The following is a 15,879-nucleotide window of genomic DNA, read 5'->3' as shown; positions in this document are numbered from 1 at the left end:
GCCGGCACCTGTCGGCGACTCAGTGGAATTCAAGTGGGATACAGTAGCCAAGACCGGAAGGCGATTGTCCGTGGACTTCACGATCGACCAGGAGACGCAGGAGAAGGCGCGTCTGACCCGCCAGTTCTGCGAGAAGAACATCGACCCGTTCGCGGCTGGCTGGGACCAGGGCGAGACGATCTCGACGTCTGTGTTCGAGCAGATGGCAGAGCTCGGCCTGATGAGCCTGAGGATCCCGTCGGAGAACGGCGGTGACTCGGCCTCGTTCGTCGAGTGCGGGTCGCTGGTCTACGAGGTCGGACGCTCCGACGTCGGCCTCGCGCTGATGGTCGTCAACGGGGTCTTCTTCGGCGAGATCATGCCCCTGATGACCGAGGCCGTACGCGATCGCTGGGCACCCCGCGTCGCCGCCGGCGCTCCGTTCGCGATCACGCTGACCGAGCCCGAGGCGGGCTCGGATGCGGCCAACATCAAGACCACTGCCAGGCGCGACGGCGACGAGTACGTGATCAACGGGGAGAAGGGCTCGGTCAGCTACGCCGGCCTTGCCGAGTTCGGCCTGATCTTCGCTCGAACCGGTGGGCCCGGTGCCCGCGGGGTCTCCATGATCGCGACGCCGTGGGATGCCCCCGGCATCGAGAAGCGTCCCTACGCCTCCGTCGGAGAGCGCGTCACGAAGCGCGGCCAGGTGGTCTACACCGACCTCCACGTCCCCGCCGACGGTCTGGTCGGCGCCGAGAACGAGGGCTTCCGGCAGGCCATGCAGTTCTTCGACTACAACCGGGCCTTCCTGACCCTGGCGTGCATCGGCGCCGCGGAGCGCTCTCTGGAGGAGGTCAGCGAGCACGTCCGGACGCGGCAGGCCTTCGGTGGCCCGCTCGCGAGGTTCCAGGGCGTGAGCTTCCCGATCGCAGAGCACCTGACGAAGCTCGAGGCGGCCAAGCTGCTCGCCTACAAGGTGTTGTCGCTCAAGGACGCGGGGCTGCCGCACTCGAAGGAAGCGGCCATGGTCAAGTGGTTCGGGATCCGCGAGGCGTACGAGGCCATCCACGACTGCCTGCTGTTGGCAGGGTGGCCGGCCTACAGCGCCGAGCTCGAGCACGACCGCAGGATGCGCGACGTGATGGGTCTGGAGCTCGGCGACGGCACGTCCCAGATCATGAAGATGGTGGTCGCCCGAGAGGTCCTGGGTCGGGAGTCGCTTCCGTACAGCCGGCCGACCTCCGCCTGACCGACCATGACGCACACGGACCTCCTTACCCTCTTCCGGCAGCGCGTGGAGAAGGACCCTGGTCAGGTTGCCGTCCTCGACCACGACATCTACGCCTCTCGCGCGTCGGGCAGCCTCGCCGTCCGGAGCTCGACGACCGCCCGCGAGATGTGGGACGACGTCCTGGGACTCGCCGTGGCCTTGAAGGAGCTGGGCATCGAGCGCGGCGACGTCGTCGCTCTGCAGCTGCCGAATTGGCACGAGTGGCTGACGACCCACCTGGCGCTCTACGCGATCGGCGCGGTCACCATGCCCATCTCGCCGGTGTTCCGGACGCGCGACGTGTCCCGGCAGCTGGCTGTCGCCGACGTGCGTGCGCTCGTCCTGCCCGCGAGCTTCGGCAGCTTCGACTTCCTTGCCATGGGTGCTGAGCTCCAGCGGACCAATCCGGGCATCGCGCACGTGATCGCCATCGGCGACGTGGGGGACCGCCCGGTGCAGTCGTGGTCGGAGCTGGTTCGCGTAGGCTCCAGCAGTGATCACGACGCGCTGCGCGACGAGATCGCCGAGGGTAGGCACGCGAACGCGGTCGACGACTTCATGCTGCTGAACTTCACCAGTGGCACGACCGGCGAGCCGAAGGGCGTCATGCACACGACGACCACGATCAGCTCGGTCGTCGGCGCCGCTGCCGAACGGCTCGAGCTGTCCTCCGAGGATCTCGTCTTCGTGGCGGTGACCCTGGGGCACGCGGGAGGCTTCCTGAACGGGATCTACCTGCCCCTGCTTCTCGGATCCCCGATCGTCTACCTGGATCTGTGGGATGCCGGCTTCGCCCTCGAGGTGATCCAACGCGAGCGGATCACCTACGGGCCCGCCATGCCGCCGTTCCTGCTCGACATGATCAATCACCCGGACTTCGCCACGACCGACATCAGCAGCTGGCGGACGGCGAGGGTGAGTGGGGGGGTCATGCCCCGGCACGTGATCGCGGCGCTGCACCGGCAGATCCCCACGATCCGACTCTGCCCGGGATGGGGAATGAGCGAGCTGTCGTACGTCACCTGCGGGAGCCCGGACGACCCGATCGAGAAGATGAACTACACCGACGGTCGCCCGCTCGGGCCCTGCGAGATCCAGATTCGCGACGAGACGTGCACGCAGGAGCTGCCCGTCGGCGAGCCGGGCGAGATCGTCGTGCGATCATCCGGACTCACCTTGGGGTACATCGGTCGCGACGAGCTGACGAAGGCCTCGATCACCGCCGACGGGTGGTTCAAGTCGGGGGACATCGGCAAGATCGACGCCGAGGGCTACCTGACGGTCGTGGGACGCAGCAAGGACATCATCCTGCGGGGTGCAGAGAACGTCCCCGTCATCGAGGTCGAGCTCGCCATCACCGAGCATCCGCAGGTCAACGCCGTCGCCCTGATCGGCGTCCCGGACGAGCGGTTGGGCGAACGGGTGTGTGCCGTGATCGAGTTCGTCGACCGCGAGCAGCCGCTGACCGTGGAGGAGCTGCGCGACTTCCTGGTGAGCCAGGAGATGACCAGGCAGTTCATTCCCGAGTACGTCGTGCCGATCGGCGCGCTGCCTCGGACGCCGAGCGGGAAGATCCGCAAGATGATCGTGCGCGACCAGATCGCGCCGCAGTTCGCCGAGGGCACCACGACGGGCGGCATCTCGAGTGCCGGCACCGCGGGTCAGCCCCCTACGTCTCGCCCCAGCGATGGTCAGAACGGAACACCATGAGCACCGAGCAGACACCTCGTAGCACCGTCGAGTACGCGACGCGCGACTCGATCGCCTACATCACGCTCGACCGGCCCGAGGCCATGAACGCGTTCAACCATGCCCTGATCGCCGATCTCAGCAGTGCCCTCGACAGGGTGCGTGAGGACGAAGGCGTCAAGGCGGTGGTGATTACCGGCTCGGGCGAGCGGGCGTTCTCCGCCGGAGCGGACCTGAAGCAGCTGCACGGCGAGAACATGATGGAGGACGCGGGTCGGCATCTCCGCTTCACCGCCACGCTGCGCGACCTGTTCGTGAAGGTCGAGCAGACGCCGGTGCCGGTCATCGCGGTCATCCGCGGCTACGCCCTCGCAGGCGGACTGGAGCTCGCCCTGAGCTGCGACCTGATCCTGTGCAGTGATACGGCTCAGATCGGCGACCAGCATGCGAATCGCCTTCTGATCGCGGGCGCTGGCGGGACGCAACGGCTGCCGCGCCGAATCGGACAGCAGCGCGCTCTGGAGCTGCTGTACACCGGACGACGGCTGAGCGGGCCGGAGGCGGTTGCCTACGGTCTCGCGCTGCGGTCGTACCCCCCGGACGAGCTCGACGCGGGCGTGGAAGAGCTCGCCGGCCTGCTGCGCGACAAGAGCCGCACCGGCCTCGGGCTGACCAAGCAGGTCGTTCAGCGTGGCGCCGAGCTACCGCTTCGCGAGGCGCTGGATCTCGAGCGGCTGACGGTGCAGGAGTACTTCAGCTGCTACCCCGATGCCACGCAAGGCGTCACCGCGTTCAACGAGTCTCGGCCGGGTCATTGATGCCCGCCGACTCCCCATCCCACGCCCAAAGGATGCGACACGCATGGACCTAGGACTGACCGGCAAGACCGCCATCGTGACCGGGGGCGCGTCGAACATCGGGCGCGAGATCGCCTTGGGGCTGGCGCGCGAGGGCGCCCACGTCGTGGTGGCGGACATCGACCGGGCGCAGGCCGAGAAGGTCGCTGCCTCGCTCGGTGCCGACGTCTCGGGATCCATGGGCGTCGTCGAGTGCGATGTGACCGATCGAGCGCAGTGTGAGCGGGCCGTCGCCGAGGCGACGTCGATGTTCGGACCCGTCGAGATCCTGGTCAACAACGTCGGCTGGGCTGAGCATCAGCTGTTCGTCGACAAGGACTGGGCCGTCGCCGAGCGCGAGATCTCGATCAACCTCTGGGGCTCGCTCTACCTCACCAAGGCCGCGCTGCCCGCGATGATCGAGGGTGGTTCCGGCCGCGTGGTCTGTGTCGCCTCCGACGCGGGCAAGGTGGGCCAGTTCCGGGAGTCCATCTACTCGGCTGCGAAGGCTGGCGTGATGGGCTTCGTCCGGACCCTCGCCATGGAGGTGGGCAAGTACGGCGTGACCGTCAACGGCGTCTGTCCCAGCATGACGCTGCCTGCGACGTCGGACGACATCGGCGAGCACAGCATGCACCACGATCGCGACCATTCTGACGAGTTTCTCGCCAAGGTCGTCAAGAGCTACCCGCTTCGTCGTGTCGGACGCCCCGACGAGGTCGCACGACTCGTGGTGTTCCTGGCGTCCGAGGGCGGCTCGTTCATCACGGGCCAGAACATCAGTGTCAACGGCGGCTACGCGATGTGAGTCGCGATCGTCGTCGACAGCCGAGCAGCATGAGAAGGGAAATGTCTCCATGGGTTGGCAGGAATGGAAGGCCGTTGAAGGCTTCGAGTTCAGCGATCTGCTGTACGAGAAGAAGGATCGAGACGAAGGCGGTCGACTGGCTCGGGTGACGATCAACCGGCCCGAGAGTCTCAACTCGTTCACCGACCACACCGTCTCCGAGATGGTGGAGGCCTTCGACGACGCGAGCCACGATGGCCTGGTCGGCGTCGTCGTCCTCACGGGTGCCGGCGACCGGGCGTTCTCCGCAGGCGGTGACATCAAGTGGGAGGGCGTTCGCTCGCGTGCGCAGTTCTTCATGGACGAGCCTCTCAACCGCATCATCCGGTTCTGCCGGAAGCCGGTCATCGCGGCGGTGAAGGGTTACGCCATCGGTGGTGGCAACCACCTGGCGTACTGCTGCGACTTCACGATCGCCGGCGAGAACGCGATCTTCGGCCAGAACGGGCCCGTCGTCGCGAGCCCGGCGGACAGCTACATCGTGCGCTATCTCGCGAGTGTCGTCGGCACCAAGAAGGCGCGCGAGATCTGGATGCTCTGCCGCAAGTACAACGCGCAGGAGGCCCTCGACATGGGGCTGGTCAACGTCGTCGTCCCGGTCGACCAGGTGAGCGCCGAGGTGGATCAGTGGGCCGACGAGATCCTGGGCAAGAACCCGACATGCATCGAGGTCCTCAAGGCGACCTTCGACGCGGAGATCGACGAGATGTCCGGCTCCATGCGCCGCTACGTCCAGCTGATGGCGCCCGACTTCCCGCTCGGCCAAGAGGTCAAGGAGGCGCAGACCGCCTTCTGGGAGAAGCGCGCGCCCAACTTCTGGCAGTTCCGTGGTGAGGCTGCGAGCCAGACGCCATGACCGAGGCTCGCGCGTCGTCTCGCGGTGCCGACTCCAGCGGGCGCCAAGAGACGACGCTGCGATCCACGATCGACACCGAGAGCCTTGCCGAGGCGCGACGACTCATCGGCTACGACTACCGGGCCGCGCGCTCGACGATCGAGGTGTCTGCGGACAACACGCGTGACTACGCCAACTACATCGGGAGCAACAACCGGATGTATCTCGACCCGGCGTACGCGCGGTCGAGCAGGTGGGGAAGGCCGTTGGCGCCTCCGACCATCGTCGGGACGTCCATCATCGCGCCGGGCCTGCGAGGGGTCCAATGGATCTACGGAGGCGCACGGTGGCGGTTTCATCGCCTGTTCGGACCAGGCGACGTCCTGGCGCAGACGGGCCGACTCGTGGATGCCGAGGCCAAGAGTGGTCGCGCTGCTTCGTCGATGATCATGCAGAAGGGCGTGACCTCATGCGTGAACGCCGACGGCGAGACGGTGGTTGAGACCGAGGTCTACACGATGCGGATCCCGCGAAAGCGCGCGTCGTCGGGCGGTCTCAACTACGCCAAGCGTGAGACCACCTGGACGGTCGGTGAGCTCGACGGCTTCGCCGAGCGGCTCCTCGCGCAACGCCGGCTCGGGCGTGGACCCGAGATCCGCTACTGGGACGACGTCGATGTCGGCGAGTCCGTCGACGAGGTGCTGTGCGGGCCCCTGCGCCTCTCGGACATCGCTCTGACCCGAGGGACCGTCGTCTACGGGATCATCGGCGGTGGCCGCGACGAGAACGGCGGCTACTCCTACATGCTCGACCACTACCGGCGCCATCCGGCCCACAGCTATGAGAACCCGGAGACCGGCGTCACCGAGCACCCGCATCGCGGGCACTGGGAGCAGTACATGGCCGACGAGGTCGGGATGCCCGGCATCTACGACATCGGCTACCAGCGGCTGGGCTGGCTGTGCCGGGTCATCACGGACTGGATGGGTGACGACGGGAGGCTTCGCGCCTTGGAGGGCTGGCTGCGCCGCCCCAACGTGGTCGGCGACGTCACCTATGTCTCGGGGGTCGTCACCGAGAAGCGACTTGCCGACGGGGTCGGCACGGTGGTCTGCGCACTGTCCGGGAAGAACCAGCACGGCGAGGAGACGGTGCGGGGGTCGGCGGAGGTCGAGCTGCTCGCTCGTGGCACTGACACCGAGCAATTGCCATGACAGGCGTCGGCTTCATCCAGCTCACGGTCCACAACACGCGCGCGGACTTGGCGAGCATCCGATTCTGGGCGCGCACCATCGGTGAGCGGAACCCGCGCTACGTCGATGCGTCGTATGCTCCCGGACCCGGGGGGCGGCCGTTCGAGGCACACCCGTGCTGGCTCTACAGCGTCCACGACACCTGCGTCATCCACGGCCATCCTGGCCTGGTGCCGGTCCTGGCCGGGACGTCATGGAGCTTCCAGCGAGCGCTTGCTCCGGGTGAGACCGTCACGGTCGCTGCGAGACTCCTCGACGAGCGGATCGTGAATGGTCGCTTCGGTGGCGAGACACCCGTGCAGTCGATCGAGGTGGCCTACCTCGACGAGTCCGGTGGGACCGTTGCGATCGCGATGTCGACCGTCTTCGGCATCGACCCGAGCCGGTCGCGCACCGGCGAGAAGTTCGCCGGCTGGAAGCGACGCCGCTACACCCCCGAGGAGCTCAGGGAGATCGAGCGGGTCTCCGATCTCGAAGGCACCGACGACGGGGTCACGTCGGCCGTCCGATATCTCGAGGACGTGCAGCCAGGCGAGACCGTCGCGCCGATCGTGCGAGGCCCCCTGACCTCGGAGGAGATCACGCTGTACCTCGGAGCGACTCGCCCGGAGCGGAGTGTCGAGGAGTTCACCGCCGACCGACTGGCCGGGCGCGTTCCCGCGTTCATCCACCCCCGAACCGGTGTCTACGAGACCTACGGTGCCGGGCTCATCGATGACGACAGCGCCCAGCAGCTCGGGTTCCCAGCAGCACACGACCCGGGGACGGACCGGATCAGCTACCTGGCCAGTCTCGTCACCACCTGGATGGGGCCGGCGGGGGAGCTGCGCGAGCTCGACGTTCGGCTGACGGAGCCGCACATGCTCGGTGACACGAGCTGGTGCCGTGCCGTGGTGACGTCCATCGATCCGGCGTCGGATCGGATCGGGAGAGTGACCCTCACCCTCGAGGTCCGCAATCAGCGCGATCAGGTGACCGCGGTCGGCGAGGCCGAGGTCGACCTGCCACTGCGGGTCCTCGGACGGGCCAGATGACCGGCCCGCCGGGGGCGCTGAGCGACGTTCGAGTCGTGGAGTACGCCGATGACCTGGCCGGCGCGTTCGCGGGCAAGCTGCTCGCCGATCTGGGTGCCGAGGTGATCAAGGTCGAGATGCCAGGGTCCGGCGATCCCCTGCGTCGCAGCGCCCCGACGGCTCCTGGTCTCGCCGAGCCCACGGGCCGCGGCCTGTTCCCCTACCTCAACGGCAACAAGCTCAGTCTCACGCTGGACCCGGTCCAGCCGGACGGACGGGCGAGGTTCGAGGAGCTGCTGTCCGGCGCCGACGTCCTGATCGTGTCCGGCGTGCCGCGCGACATCAGCGCTCGCAGGGTCGGCTATCACGATCTCGAAGGCGACTTCCCGCAGCTGGTGGTGGCGACCCTGACGTCATTCGGCTGGATCGGGCCGTGGGCCGACGCGGCCGCAGACGACCTGACCATCTGCTCCCTCGGCGCCATCGCCAACGCGGTCGGAGAGGCGGGCCGACCGCCACTGAGCCCTCCGTTGTCGCTCTCCAGCTACCAAGCCGGCGTCGCAGCCGTCTCCGGCTCGTTGCTGGCGCTCCTCGCTCGAGAGCGGACCGGGCGTGGGCAACACGTCGACATCTCGCCGCTGGACGTCTGGGGAACGGTCCACCAGGGCAGCATCCTGGCGAACCAGGTGAACTTCGGGCATGCCACGACACGTGCCGGTCGCCGACGACGGGAGGCGTACCCCTTCCAGCTGATGGCGGCAGCCGACGGCTTGATGTGCATGATCGCGCGCGACGGCAAGCAGTGGGGTCGGTTCGTCTCCGAGGTTGTCTGCGACCCCAGACTGGTGGGCGACGAGCGCTATCGCGACCGCGTCGCGATGGGCCTGCGATACCCGGATGAGGTCGATGCGCTGCTCGAGCCGTGGTTCTCGAAGCACTCCCGGCAGGAGATCTTCGAGCTCTGCCGCGAGCATCGGGTCCCGTTCGCTCCGGTACGCCGTATCGACGAGGTCGCCGCCTGTGAGCAGCTCGCCTCGCGCCGCTTCTTCGTCGAGGCGCCCGCGCCCAGCTCCGAGGTCGTCACGACGGTCCCCGGTTCGCCCTATCTCATGAGCGCGACGCCTCCGGTGCACGGTCGAGCCCCCGCCCTGGGCGAGCACGACGCCATCTTCGCGGACCTCGCCTCCCGGAAGTCGCGGGTCACCACGCAGGGGAGCAGCACGGCGGAGTCTGTGCTGCCACTCGCCGGCGTCAGGGTGCTCGATCTCTCCTGGGTCCTCGCGGGTCCGGCGGTCGGGCGGATGCTCGCCGATGCGGGCGCGGACGTCATCAAGGTCGAGTCCAGCGGTCATCTCGACAACACCCGCCGAGCACGCGCCCTGCCGCCCGTCGACGGACAGGACAGTGCCCTGGCGGACGCCGTCAACCGGGTGCCGATGTTCCACAGCCTCAACGCCGGCAAGCGGAGCGTCGCGATCAACCTCCGTTCCGAGGAGGGGGTCGCGGTCCTCAAGGAGCTCGTCGCGACGTGCGATGTCGTGATCGAGAACTACGCACCGGGAGTCCTCCGGCGGCTCGGGCTGGACTACGCCGTGCTCCGCGAGGTCCGGCCCGACGTCGTGATGCTGTCCATGTCCGGGACCGGCCAGGAGGGCCCACTCAGTGACGTCGCCGCCTACGCACCGACCGTCACGGCACTCGCCGGGCTCGACTCCGTCGTCGGCTACCCCGGGGAGGACCCGCTGGGTGTCCTCGGCCTCAACTTCGCCGACTCCGTAGGCGCCCTCTATGGCACCTACGCCGTGCTGGCAGCCCTCTGGTTGCGCCGGCAGCGCGGGATCGGCCAGCACATCGACTACTCGGAGATGGAGGGGGTCATCACGATGATGGCGCAACCCCTCGTGGAGTTCGCGAGGTCCGGGGAGGTGATGGCTCCGACGGGGAGTGCTGCGCCGGGAGCCGCGCCGTACGGAGTTTTCCCGGTCGCCGGCGCGGACGACTGGATATCGCTCGCGATCAGGTCCGACGAGGAGTGGCGACAGTTCAGCGCAACTACGGCTGACCAGCCGTGGGCAAGCGACCCGGCGTACGACTCGGCCAGCGGCCGACTGGACGCTCAGGAGAAGCTGTACGAAGCCATCGCCGCGTATACCCGTGAGCACGACGCGGCTGAGCTCGTGGCGCGGTGGAGGGCTGCCGGTCTGGCCGTCGCGCCCGTCTACAGCGTGGCGGATCAGGTCGACGACGAGCACTTCTGGGAGCGAGGGATCTTCTCCCGGGTCGCGGTCGACGGGTTGGGAGACCTGCTCGTCACCGGATCGCCGTACCGGCTGACGCAGCCGATCCTCGTGCCGCGCGGGGAGGCACCCCGGCTCGGTGAGCACACCGACGCTGTGTTGCACGAGATCGGCCTGACGAGCGAGCGCATCGGTGAGCTTCGGGCCGCCGGTGCCCTGACATGAACAGGACCCTCTCATGTCCAAGCTGACCGATCTCGGATCGGCCGTGCGCGATGCCGTCGAGCCGGGTATCAGCCTGCATCTGACGACCGCGGGCCGCGCTGGCACGCGCGCCGTGCTGCGCGAGTTCCACGGAGAGGATCTCGGCCTGACCCTGATCATGTGCCGGGTCGGGGGCGGCCACGCCGGCGACCTGGTGGCCTCGGGATTGGTCAGGCGGGTCATCGCAGGCAGCTACGGCGCCCTCGGCAGTGGCTACGTCGGTCCGATGCCTCAGATCCAGGGCGCCTTCCAGAGTGGCGACGTCAGCTTCCAGCACTGGAGCTTCCTGTCGCTGACCCAACGACTCCAGGCTGCAGCCCAAGGACTTCCCTTCGCAACGACGCACTCGTTGGTCGGTGCCTCGATGGTGGAGGCAAACGCGGGCGACATCGTCAGCGCGCTCGATCCCTTCGGTCTCGCCACCGACACCGTGGCGATGAGACCGCTGACCCCCGACGTCTCGATCCTTCACGCGCTGGCAGCCGACGAGGACGGCAACACGATCGTCATCCCCCCGCAGGAGGACGGCGCCTGGGGCGCGCTGGCAAGCAGTCGAGGAGCGATCGTCACCGTGGAGCACATCGTGAGCCGCGACTTCATACGTCGGCACTCCCATCTCGTGCGCCTGCCCGGTCGGTACGTACGCGCGGTGTGTCATGTCCCCTTCGGCGCACATCCGGGTCGATTCGGGTCCCGCGTTCTCAGAGACCTCCGCCAGTACGAGGCGGATGAAGAGTTCGACAGCGAGTACGTCGCAGCCTCCCAGTCATCCGACGAGCTGACGGCTTGGCTGAGGCGCTGGGTCCTCGACATCGACCAGACCGGCTATCTCGCCCGGCTCGGGGCGTCGAGGCTCTCCGAGCTCCAGAGGCCGCGCCTGCTCGCAGCTCCGCCACGCGTCGTGGAGACGCAGGACCCACCGAGCGCGAACGAGACGCTGATGGCTCTGGCGATGCGCGAGGTGGCCGACCTCGTGCGCGCAGACGGACATGACGTGCTGCTGGTCGGAGTGGGGCTCTCCGAGGTGCCCGCTGTCGCCGCCCGCCGCGTACTCGCCGACGAGGGCATCGAGACGACGCTGGCGATGGGACATGGCTTCTTCGGCTTCGAGCCCAGCCCGGGCCAGTCCGAGCCGGACGTCGAGTCGGCGACAATGTCCGCCGATGCGGCCGAGATCTACGGGGTGATACTCGGGGGGGCCCGCAGATCAGGTCTGGCGATTCTGGGTGCGGCCCAGGTCGACCGCTGGGGCAACACGAACTCGACGGTGGTCGACGGCAAGCTGATCACAGGGTCGGGAGGGTCGAACGACGCCGCGTCCGTGTGTGATGTCATCGTGGTCACGCGGATGTCGACACGCAAGCTCGTCGACGAGGTCGCCTACATCACCTGCCCGGGACACCACGTCCGCGCCGTGGTGACTGACCGGGGTGTCTTTCGCAAGGCGGTGGGCTCCAACGAGCTGGAGCTGTGCGCGTACGTCGCAGGGCCCGAGGTCTCTGACGAGCGTGCGCTCGACGACATCGCCGAACGCTGCGGGTGGTCCCTGCGATGTGCTGAGGACGTCTGTCGGGTGCCCGACGCGTCGGCCGACGAACTGACCCTGATCCGGTGGTTGATGCCGGCGCGCTATCGCACGTGACACGGACCCGTGGGAGAGGTCGCGGCATCGGCCCGCGAGCTCGGGGTCTCGACTCGATCACTCATGCCCAAGGGGTTGCCGCCGCGTAACCGGGACGTTTCGACAACTCGCAGCGGCCCTTGACGGGCGTCGACAGGATGCCGTATACAGACAGCACTCGGGCACTATTGGAGCCCGCTGGGCGGTCCGGTCAAAAGGAGCAACAGGTGCATCGAACCTCAAGTAGCAGAAGATCGGCCAAGTTCGCCGCCACCTTCGTCGGTGTTGCCGCCCTCGTGGCCGCACTCGCGGCGTGCGGGAGTTCGGACAGTTCAAGTCCCAGCAGTGGTGGTAGTGGCAGCGGCTCGTCGAGTTCGACCGCGGCGGCAGAAGCTGCCAAGGCCACAGCCATCACGCAGAAGTGGATCAACGAGAAGCAGACGATCTCGGGAAAGACGCCCTTGAAGTCGCCGGCGCCCAGCGGCAAGACCTTCGTCTGGCTGAACTGTGAGATTCCTGCCTGCACCGAGATCGGCAAGGGCCTCAAGGAGGCCACCGACGCGATCGGGTGGAAGTTGCAGGTCATCCAGTACGACCAGGCGGACATCTCCGCCCTCGTGCCGGCGATGCAGCGCGCTCTGTCGTACAACCCGGTAGGGGTCGGTCTTAGCGGTCTTCCTCAGGCCGTGTGGCAGTCAGAGATCCCCGCATACCAGAAGGCCGGAGTACCGCTGATCGTAGGCTTCGTCGGGCCGACCACGAACGGCTCGACGCTGATCGGGAACATCGGTGACGGCCCGAACCTTCCGGAGTACGGGTCCATGATCGCCAACTGGTTCATCAGCGATTCCAAGGCCACGGGGAGTGCGCTCAACGTTCGTGTCGACTCGTTGCAGATCCTCAAGGGCATCTCCGACGGTGTCGCGAGCACGGTGAAGTCAGGTTGCACCGGGTGCTCGGTCACGGACCTGAACACCACGCTTCAGGACGTGGAGAGCGGCGCCATCAAGGGCCAGATCGTCGCTGCGCTTCAGAGGAACTCGTCGATCAAGTATGTGCTGTCTCCGCAGGGTGGCTTCATCTCGGGTCTGCCCGCAGCGCTGCATGCGGCTGGACTGAACGACATCAAGATCGCGGCGGTCGGTTCCTCGAGTGAGAACCTGACGGATCTGAAGGCCGGAACAGAGCATGCCATGGTGGGTGGCGCCTTCCAGGTTGGCGGCTTCGAGATGATCGATGTCGCTCTTCGACACCTCGAGGGGATGACCGTCGATCCTTACGACGGGGGGCTGCCGAAGCAGCTGCTGGTCCAATCGAGCGACTTCACCCCCGTTGACGACTACCCGCCGATCGAGCCGTTCATTCCTCAGTTCAAGGCGCTGTGGAAGGTCAGTTGAGCCCAGCTCACGCTGCGGGATCGGCGGGGTCCAAGACCCGGCCGGTCCTGCAGATCGTGGGCTTGGCCAAGTCCTTCGCGGCAGTCCGCGCGCTCGTGGACTTCGACCTGGGGATCGCGGCGGGCGAGGTCCACGCGGTGCTGGGTGAGAACGGTTCGGGCAAGTCGACGCTCATCAAGCTGCTGTCCGGGTTCCACCAACCTGACGCTGGTCGCGTGGAGCTTGACGGGGCACGGCTGGATCTGGGGTCGACGACGGGTGCCTACGACATGGGCTGTCGGTTCGTCCACCAGGACCTCGGCCTGATCGGCTCGCTCTCCATCGTGGACAACCTCGGCCTGAGCACAGGGTTCCCCACCCGGCTGGCGACCGTTCGCGACCGGGACGCTCGTCGTCAGGCTGGCGAGGACTTGCGGAAGGTCGGCCTCGACCTGGATCCCCGCATGCTGGTGGACCGCCTGTCTCCGGCGCAGAGGACCGGCGTGGCGGTCGCACGTGCGATGAGGGAGGATCCCGCCGCACCGGAGAAGGTCCTCGTCCTCGACGAGCCGACGGCGACGCTGCCCGCACATGAGGTAGACCATCTGCTCCGGATGGTGAAGCGGGCGGCGAACAACGGCGTGGCGGTCCTGTACGTCAGTCATCGCCTGGATGAGGTCTTCAGGATCGCTGACAACGTGACGGTGCTCCGCGACGGAGTCAAATTGACGACGACTCCGGTCGAGGGGCTGGATCGGCGCGAGCTGGTCAACCTGATGATCGGCGCGGAGTCTGAGCTTCCGGAGGCTCGCGTCGGGCCCTCGGCCGCTGCTGCCGGTCCACCCGTCCTCAAGGTGACCGGCTTGAGTAGCGGTCCGCTCGAAGACGTCGCCTTCGCCGCCGCGTCGGGGGAGATCGTCGGGATCGCGGGGATCACCGGCTCGGGCCGCGACCTGCTGCTCGGTGCCGTCTTCGGAAAGCGGGCACGCGACTCAGGCACGGTCGAGATCGGTGGTGTCGACATTCCGAGCAGACGTCCGGACCGGGCGATCGCCAACGGCGTCGCGTACCTGCCCGCAGACCGCCTTCAAGACAGCGGCGTCATGACGATGACCGCCCGCGAGAACATCACGCTGGCAGACTTGAAGCCGTTCCAGCGCGCTGGGTCGCTGTCCCGGCGTCGTGAGCGCAAGGAGGCGGGTCGACTCTTCCGAGAGCTCTCGGTGCGCCCACGTGACGCCGTCGAGCAGACGCTGGAGACGTTCAGCGGCGGCAACCAGCAGAAGGTGCTGTTCGGGAAGTGGCTGCGGCTGCGTCCGTCGGTGTTCCTGCTGGATGAGCCGACCCAGGGGGTGGACGTCGGAGCCCGCGCCTCGCTCCACCAGCTTCTGGTGTCTGCAGCTGCCGAGGGGATGGCCGTGGTGATCAGCTCCTCGGACGTCGACGAGCTCGCCTTCGTGTGCCATCGCGTCCTCATCATGCAAGAGGGACGGATCGCGCACGAGCTGGCCGGCGATGGAGTTTCCGTCGCCGGTATCTCCAGAGGCACCTTAGGGACTTCGGAAGGTGGATCGTCGAATGACGCTTGACGGCGGCAGGTTGAACTTCGGGTTCGACCGCTTCAGTGGGCTCTATCTGTGGGCGCTGTTCATCATCGTCTTCGGGATCTTGAAGCCCTCCACGTTCCTCACCCTGGACACCGCCCACTCCGTCGCCTCTCAGCAGGCGATCTCGGCGATGCTCGGTCTTGCGCTGATCGTCCCCCTGGCAGCCGGTGTGTACGACCTCAGCATCGGCGCGACGGCCAACCTGGCCGCCGTCACCGCCGCCTGGTTGCAGACCAACCACGGCATGCCCATCCTGCCGGCGATCGCGATCTCGATCCTTGCCGGCGTGGCGATCGGCATCGTCAACGGCTTCGTCACCGTCGTGCTCGGAGTCAACCCGTTCATCGCGACGCTCGGAATGGCCACCATCGTCTCGGCGGTCCAGAACATCGTCAGCGGCCAGGAACAACCCCTGCCCCCGACCGCGCCGTTCTGGTCGAAGCTCACCCAGCACCAGGTGTTCGGCTTCCAGATCGTCGTGCTGTACCTGGTGGTACTTGCCGTCATCTTGTGGTGGGTCCTGGACCACACACCGGCCGGCCGCTATCTCTACGCGGTGGGGGGCAACTCCGATGCTGCTCGGCTGTCGGGAGTCAGGACCCAGCGATGGGTCTGGCTCTCTCTCATCGCCTCGGGCGGCGTCTCGGCCCTTGCCGGCGTCCTGTTCTGCTCGCTGTCCGGACCGTCGTTGACGTTCGGCCCGGCGTTGCTCCTGCCAGCCTTCGCTGCTGCCTTCCTCGGATCGACCCAGCTGAAGCCGGGACGCTTCAACGTATGGGGGACCCTACTCGCCGTCTACATCCTCGCGACGGGAGTGCGCGGCATGGAGCTGCTCACGAGCGTCTCCTGGCTCAACGACATGTTCAACGGCGTCGCCCTCATCGCTGCAGTGGCATTCGCGGTCTGGCGTCAGGACCGGGTGAGGCATCCGCGGTTCGGTGACGCTGCGCCTGACGATACGGCACCCGGCCACGGCGACCCCGGGTCGGGCGAGCCCAGCCTGGCCGCCTCGCCGCGGACAGATCCCGGTGCTTCGAGCTGATGCCGCA

12 protein-coding genes are annotated in these 15,879 nt (G+C 67.4%); all 12 read left to right on the top strand.

All coding sequences use genetic code 11. The annotated features are described in order from the left end of the window. Positions 1-70: 70 nt before the first annotated feature. The 12 genes from VHW64_RS07465 (at position 71) to VHW64_RS07410 (ending at position 15,872) form a co-directional block, all read left to right on the top strand. Positions 71-1,231, top strand: a complete 1,161-nt coding sequence (locus VHW64_RS07465) for an acyl-CoA dehydrogenase family protein (RefSeq protein WP_329649895.1) — start codon at positions 71-73, stop codon at positions 1,229-1,231. A gap of 6 nt (positions 1,232-1,237) precedes the next feature. Further along, entirely contained in the window at positions 1,238-2,962 is a 1,725-nt protein-coding gene (locus VHW64_RS07460) for an AMP-binding protein (protein ID WP_329649894.1), read from the top strand. Next, positions 2,959-3,759, top strand: a complete 801-nt coding sequence (locus tag VHW64_RS07455) for an enoyl-CoA hydratase/isomerase family protein (RefSeq protein WP_329649893.1) — start codon at positions 2,959-2,961, stop codon at positions 3,757-3,759. Before VHW64_RS07460 ends, VHW64_RS07455 begins: the two co-directional genes overlap by 4 nt. 43 nt (positions 3,760-3,802) lie before the next feature. Then, positions 3,803-4,585: an SDR family NAD(P)-dependent oxidoreductase gene (locus tag VHW64_RS07450; protein WP_329649892.1), complete on the top strand. Its 783-nt coding sequence runs from the start codon at positions 3,803-3,805 to the stop codon at positions 4,583-4,585. Between the two features lie 49 nt (positions 4,586-4,634). Beyond that, positions 4,635-5,480: an enoyl-CoA hydratase-related protein gene (locus tag VHW64_RS07445; RefSeq protein ID WP_329649891.1), complete on the top strand. Its 846-nt coding sequence runs from the start codon at positions 4,635-4,637 to the stop codon at positions 5,478-5,480. Next, positions 5,477-6,673, top strand: a complete 1,197-nt coding sequence (locus VHW64_RS07440; protein ID WP_329649890.1) for an FAS1-like dehydratase domain-containing protein — start codon at positions 5,477-5,479, stop codon at positions 6,671-6,673. The genes VHW64_RS07445 and VHW64_RS07440 overlap by 4 nt, the downstream gene beginning before the upstream one ends. Then, positions 6,670-7,746, top strand: a complete 1,077-nt coding sequence (locus VHW64_RS07435; RefSeq protein WP_329649889.1) for an FAS1-like dehydratase domain-containing protein — start codon at positions 6,670-6,672, stop codon at positions 7,744-7,746. Before VHW64_RS07440 ends, VHW64_RS07435 begins: the two co-directional genes overlap by 4 nt. Further along, a complete protein-coding gene (locus tag VHW64_RS07430) occupies positions 7,743-10,187 on the top strand; it encodes a CoA transferase (RefSeq protein ID WP_329649888.1) in 2,445 nt (814 codons plus the stop codon). Before VHW64_RS07435 ends, VHW64_RS07430 begins: the two co-directional genes overlap by 4 nt. A gap of 13 nt (positions 10,188-10,200) precedes the next feature. Then, positions 10,201-11,868 carry a CoA-transferase gene (locus VHW64_RS07425; protein ID WP_329649887.1) on the top strand — a complete coding sequence of 556 codons (1,668 nt, stop codon included), beginning with the start codon at positions 10,201-10,203 and terminating at the stop codon, positions 11,866-11,868. A 206-nt stretch (positions 11,869-12,074) separates the two neighbouring features. Further along, complete coding sequence (locus tag VHW64_RS07420) at positions 12,075-13,244, top strand: sugar ABC transporter substrate-binding protein (RefSeq protein WP_329649886.1); 1,170 nt, start codon at positions 12,075-12,077, stop codon at positions 13,242-13,244. Continuing rightward, on the top strand, positions 13,241-14,812 hold the full coding sequence (locus VHW64_RS07415) for a sugar ABC transporter ATP-binding protein (protein ID WP_329649885.1): 1,572 nt from the start codon (positions 13,241-13,243) through the stop codon (positions 14,810-14,812). The genes VHW64_RS07420 and VHW64_RS07415 overlap by 4 nt, the downstream gene beginning before the upstream one ends. Next, positions 14,802-15,872 carry an ABC transporter permease gene (locus tag VHW64_RS07410; protein ID WP_329649884.1) on the top strand — a complete coding sequence of 357 codons (1,071 nt, stop codon included), beginning with the start codon at positions 14,802-14,804 and terminating at the stop codon, positions 15,870-15,872. Before VHW64_RS07415 ends, VHW64_RS07410 begins: the two co-directional genes overlap by 11 nt. Positions 15,873-15,879: the final 7 nt, after the last annotated feature.

Source organism: Nocardioides sp. (genome assembly GCF_036267815.1).
Classification (GTDB): Bacteria; Actinomycetota; Actinomycetes; order Propionibacteriales; family Nocardioidaceae; genus Nocardioides.
This window is presented reverse-complemented; position numbering and strand designations above follow the sequence as displayed.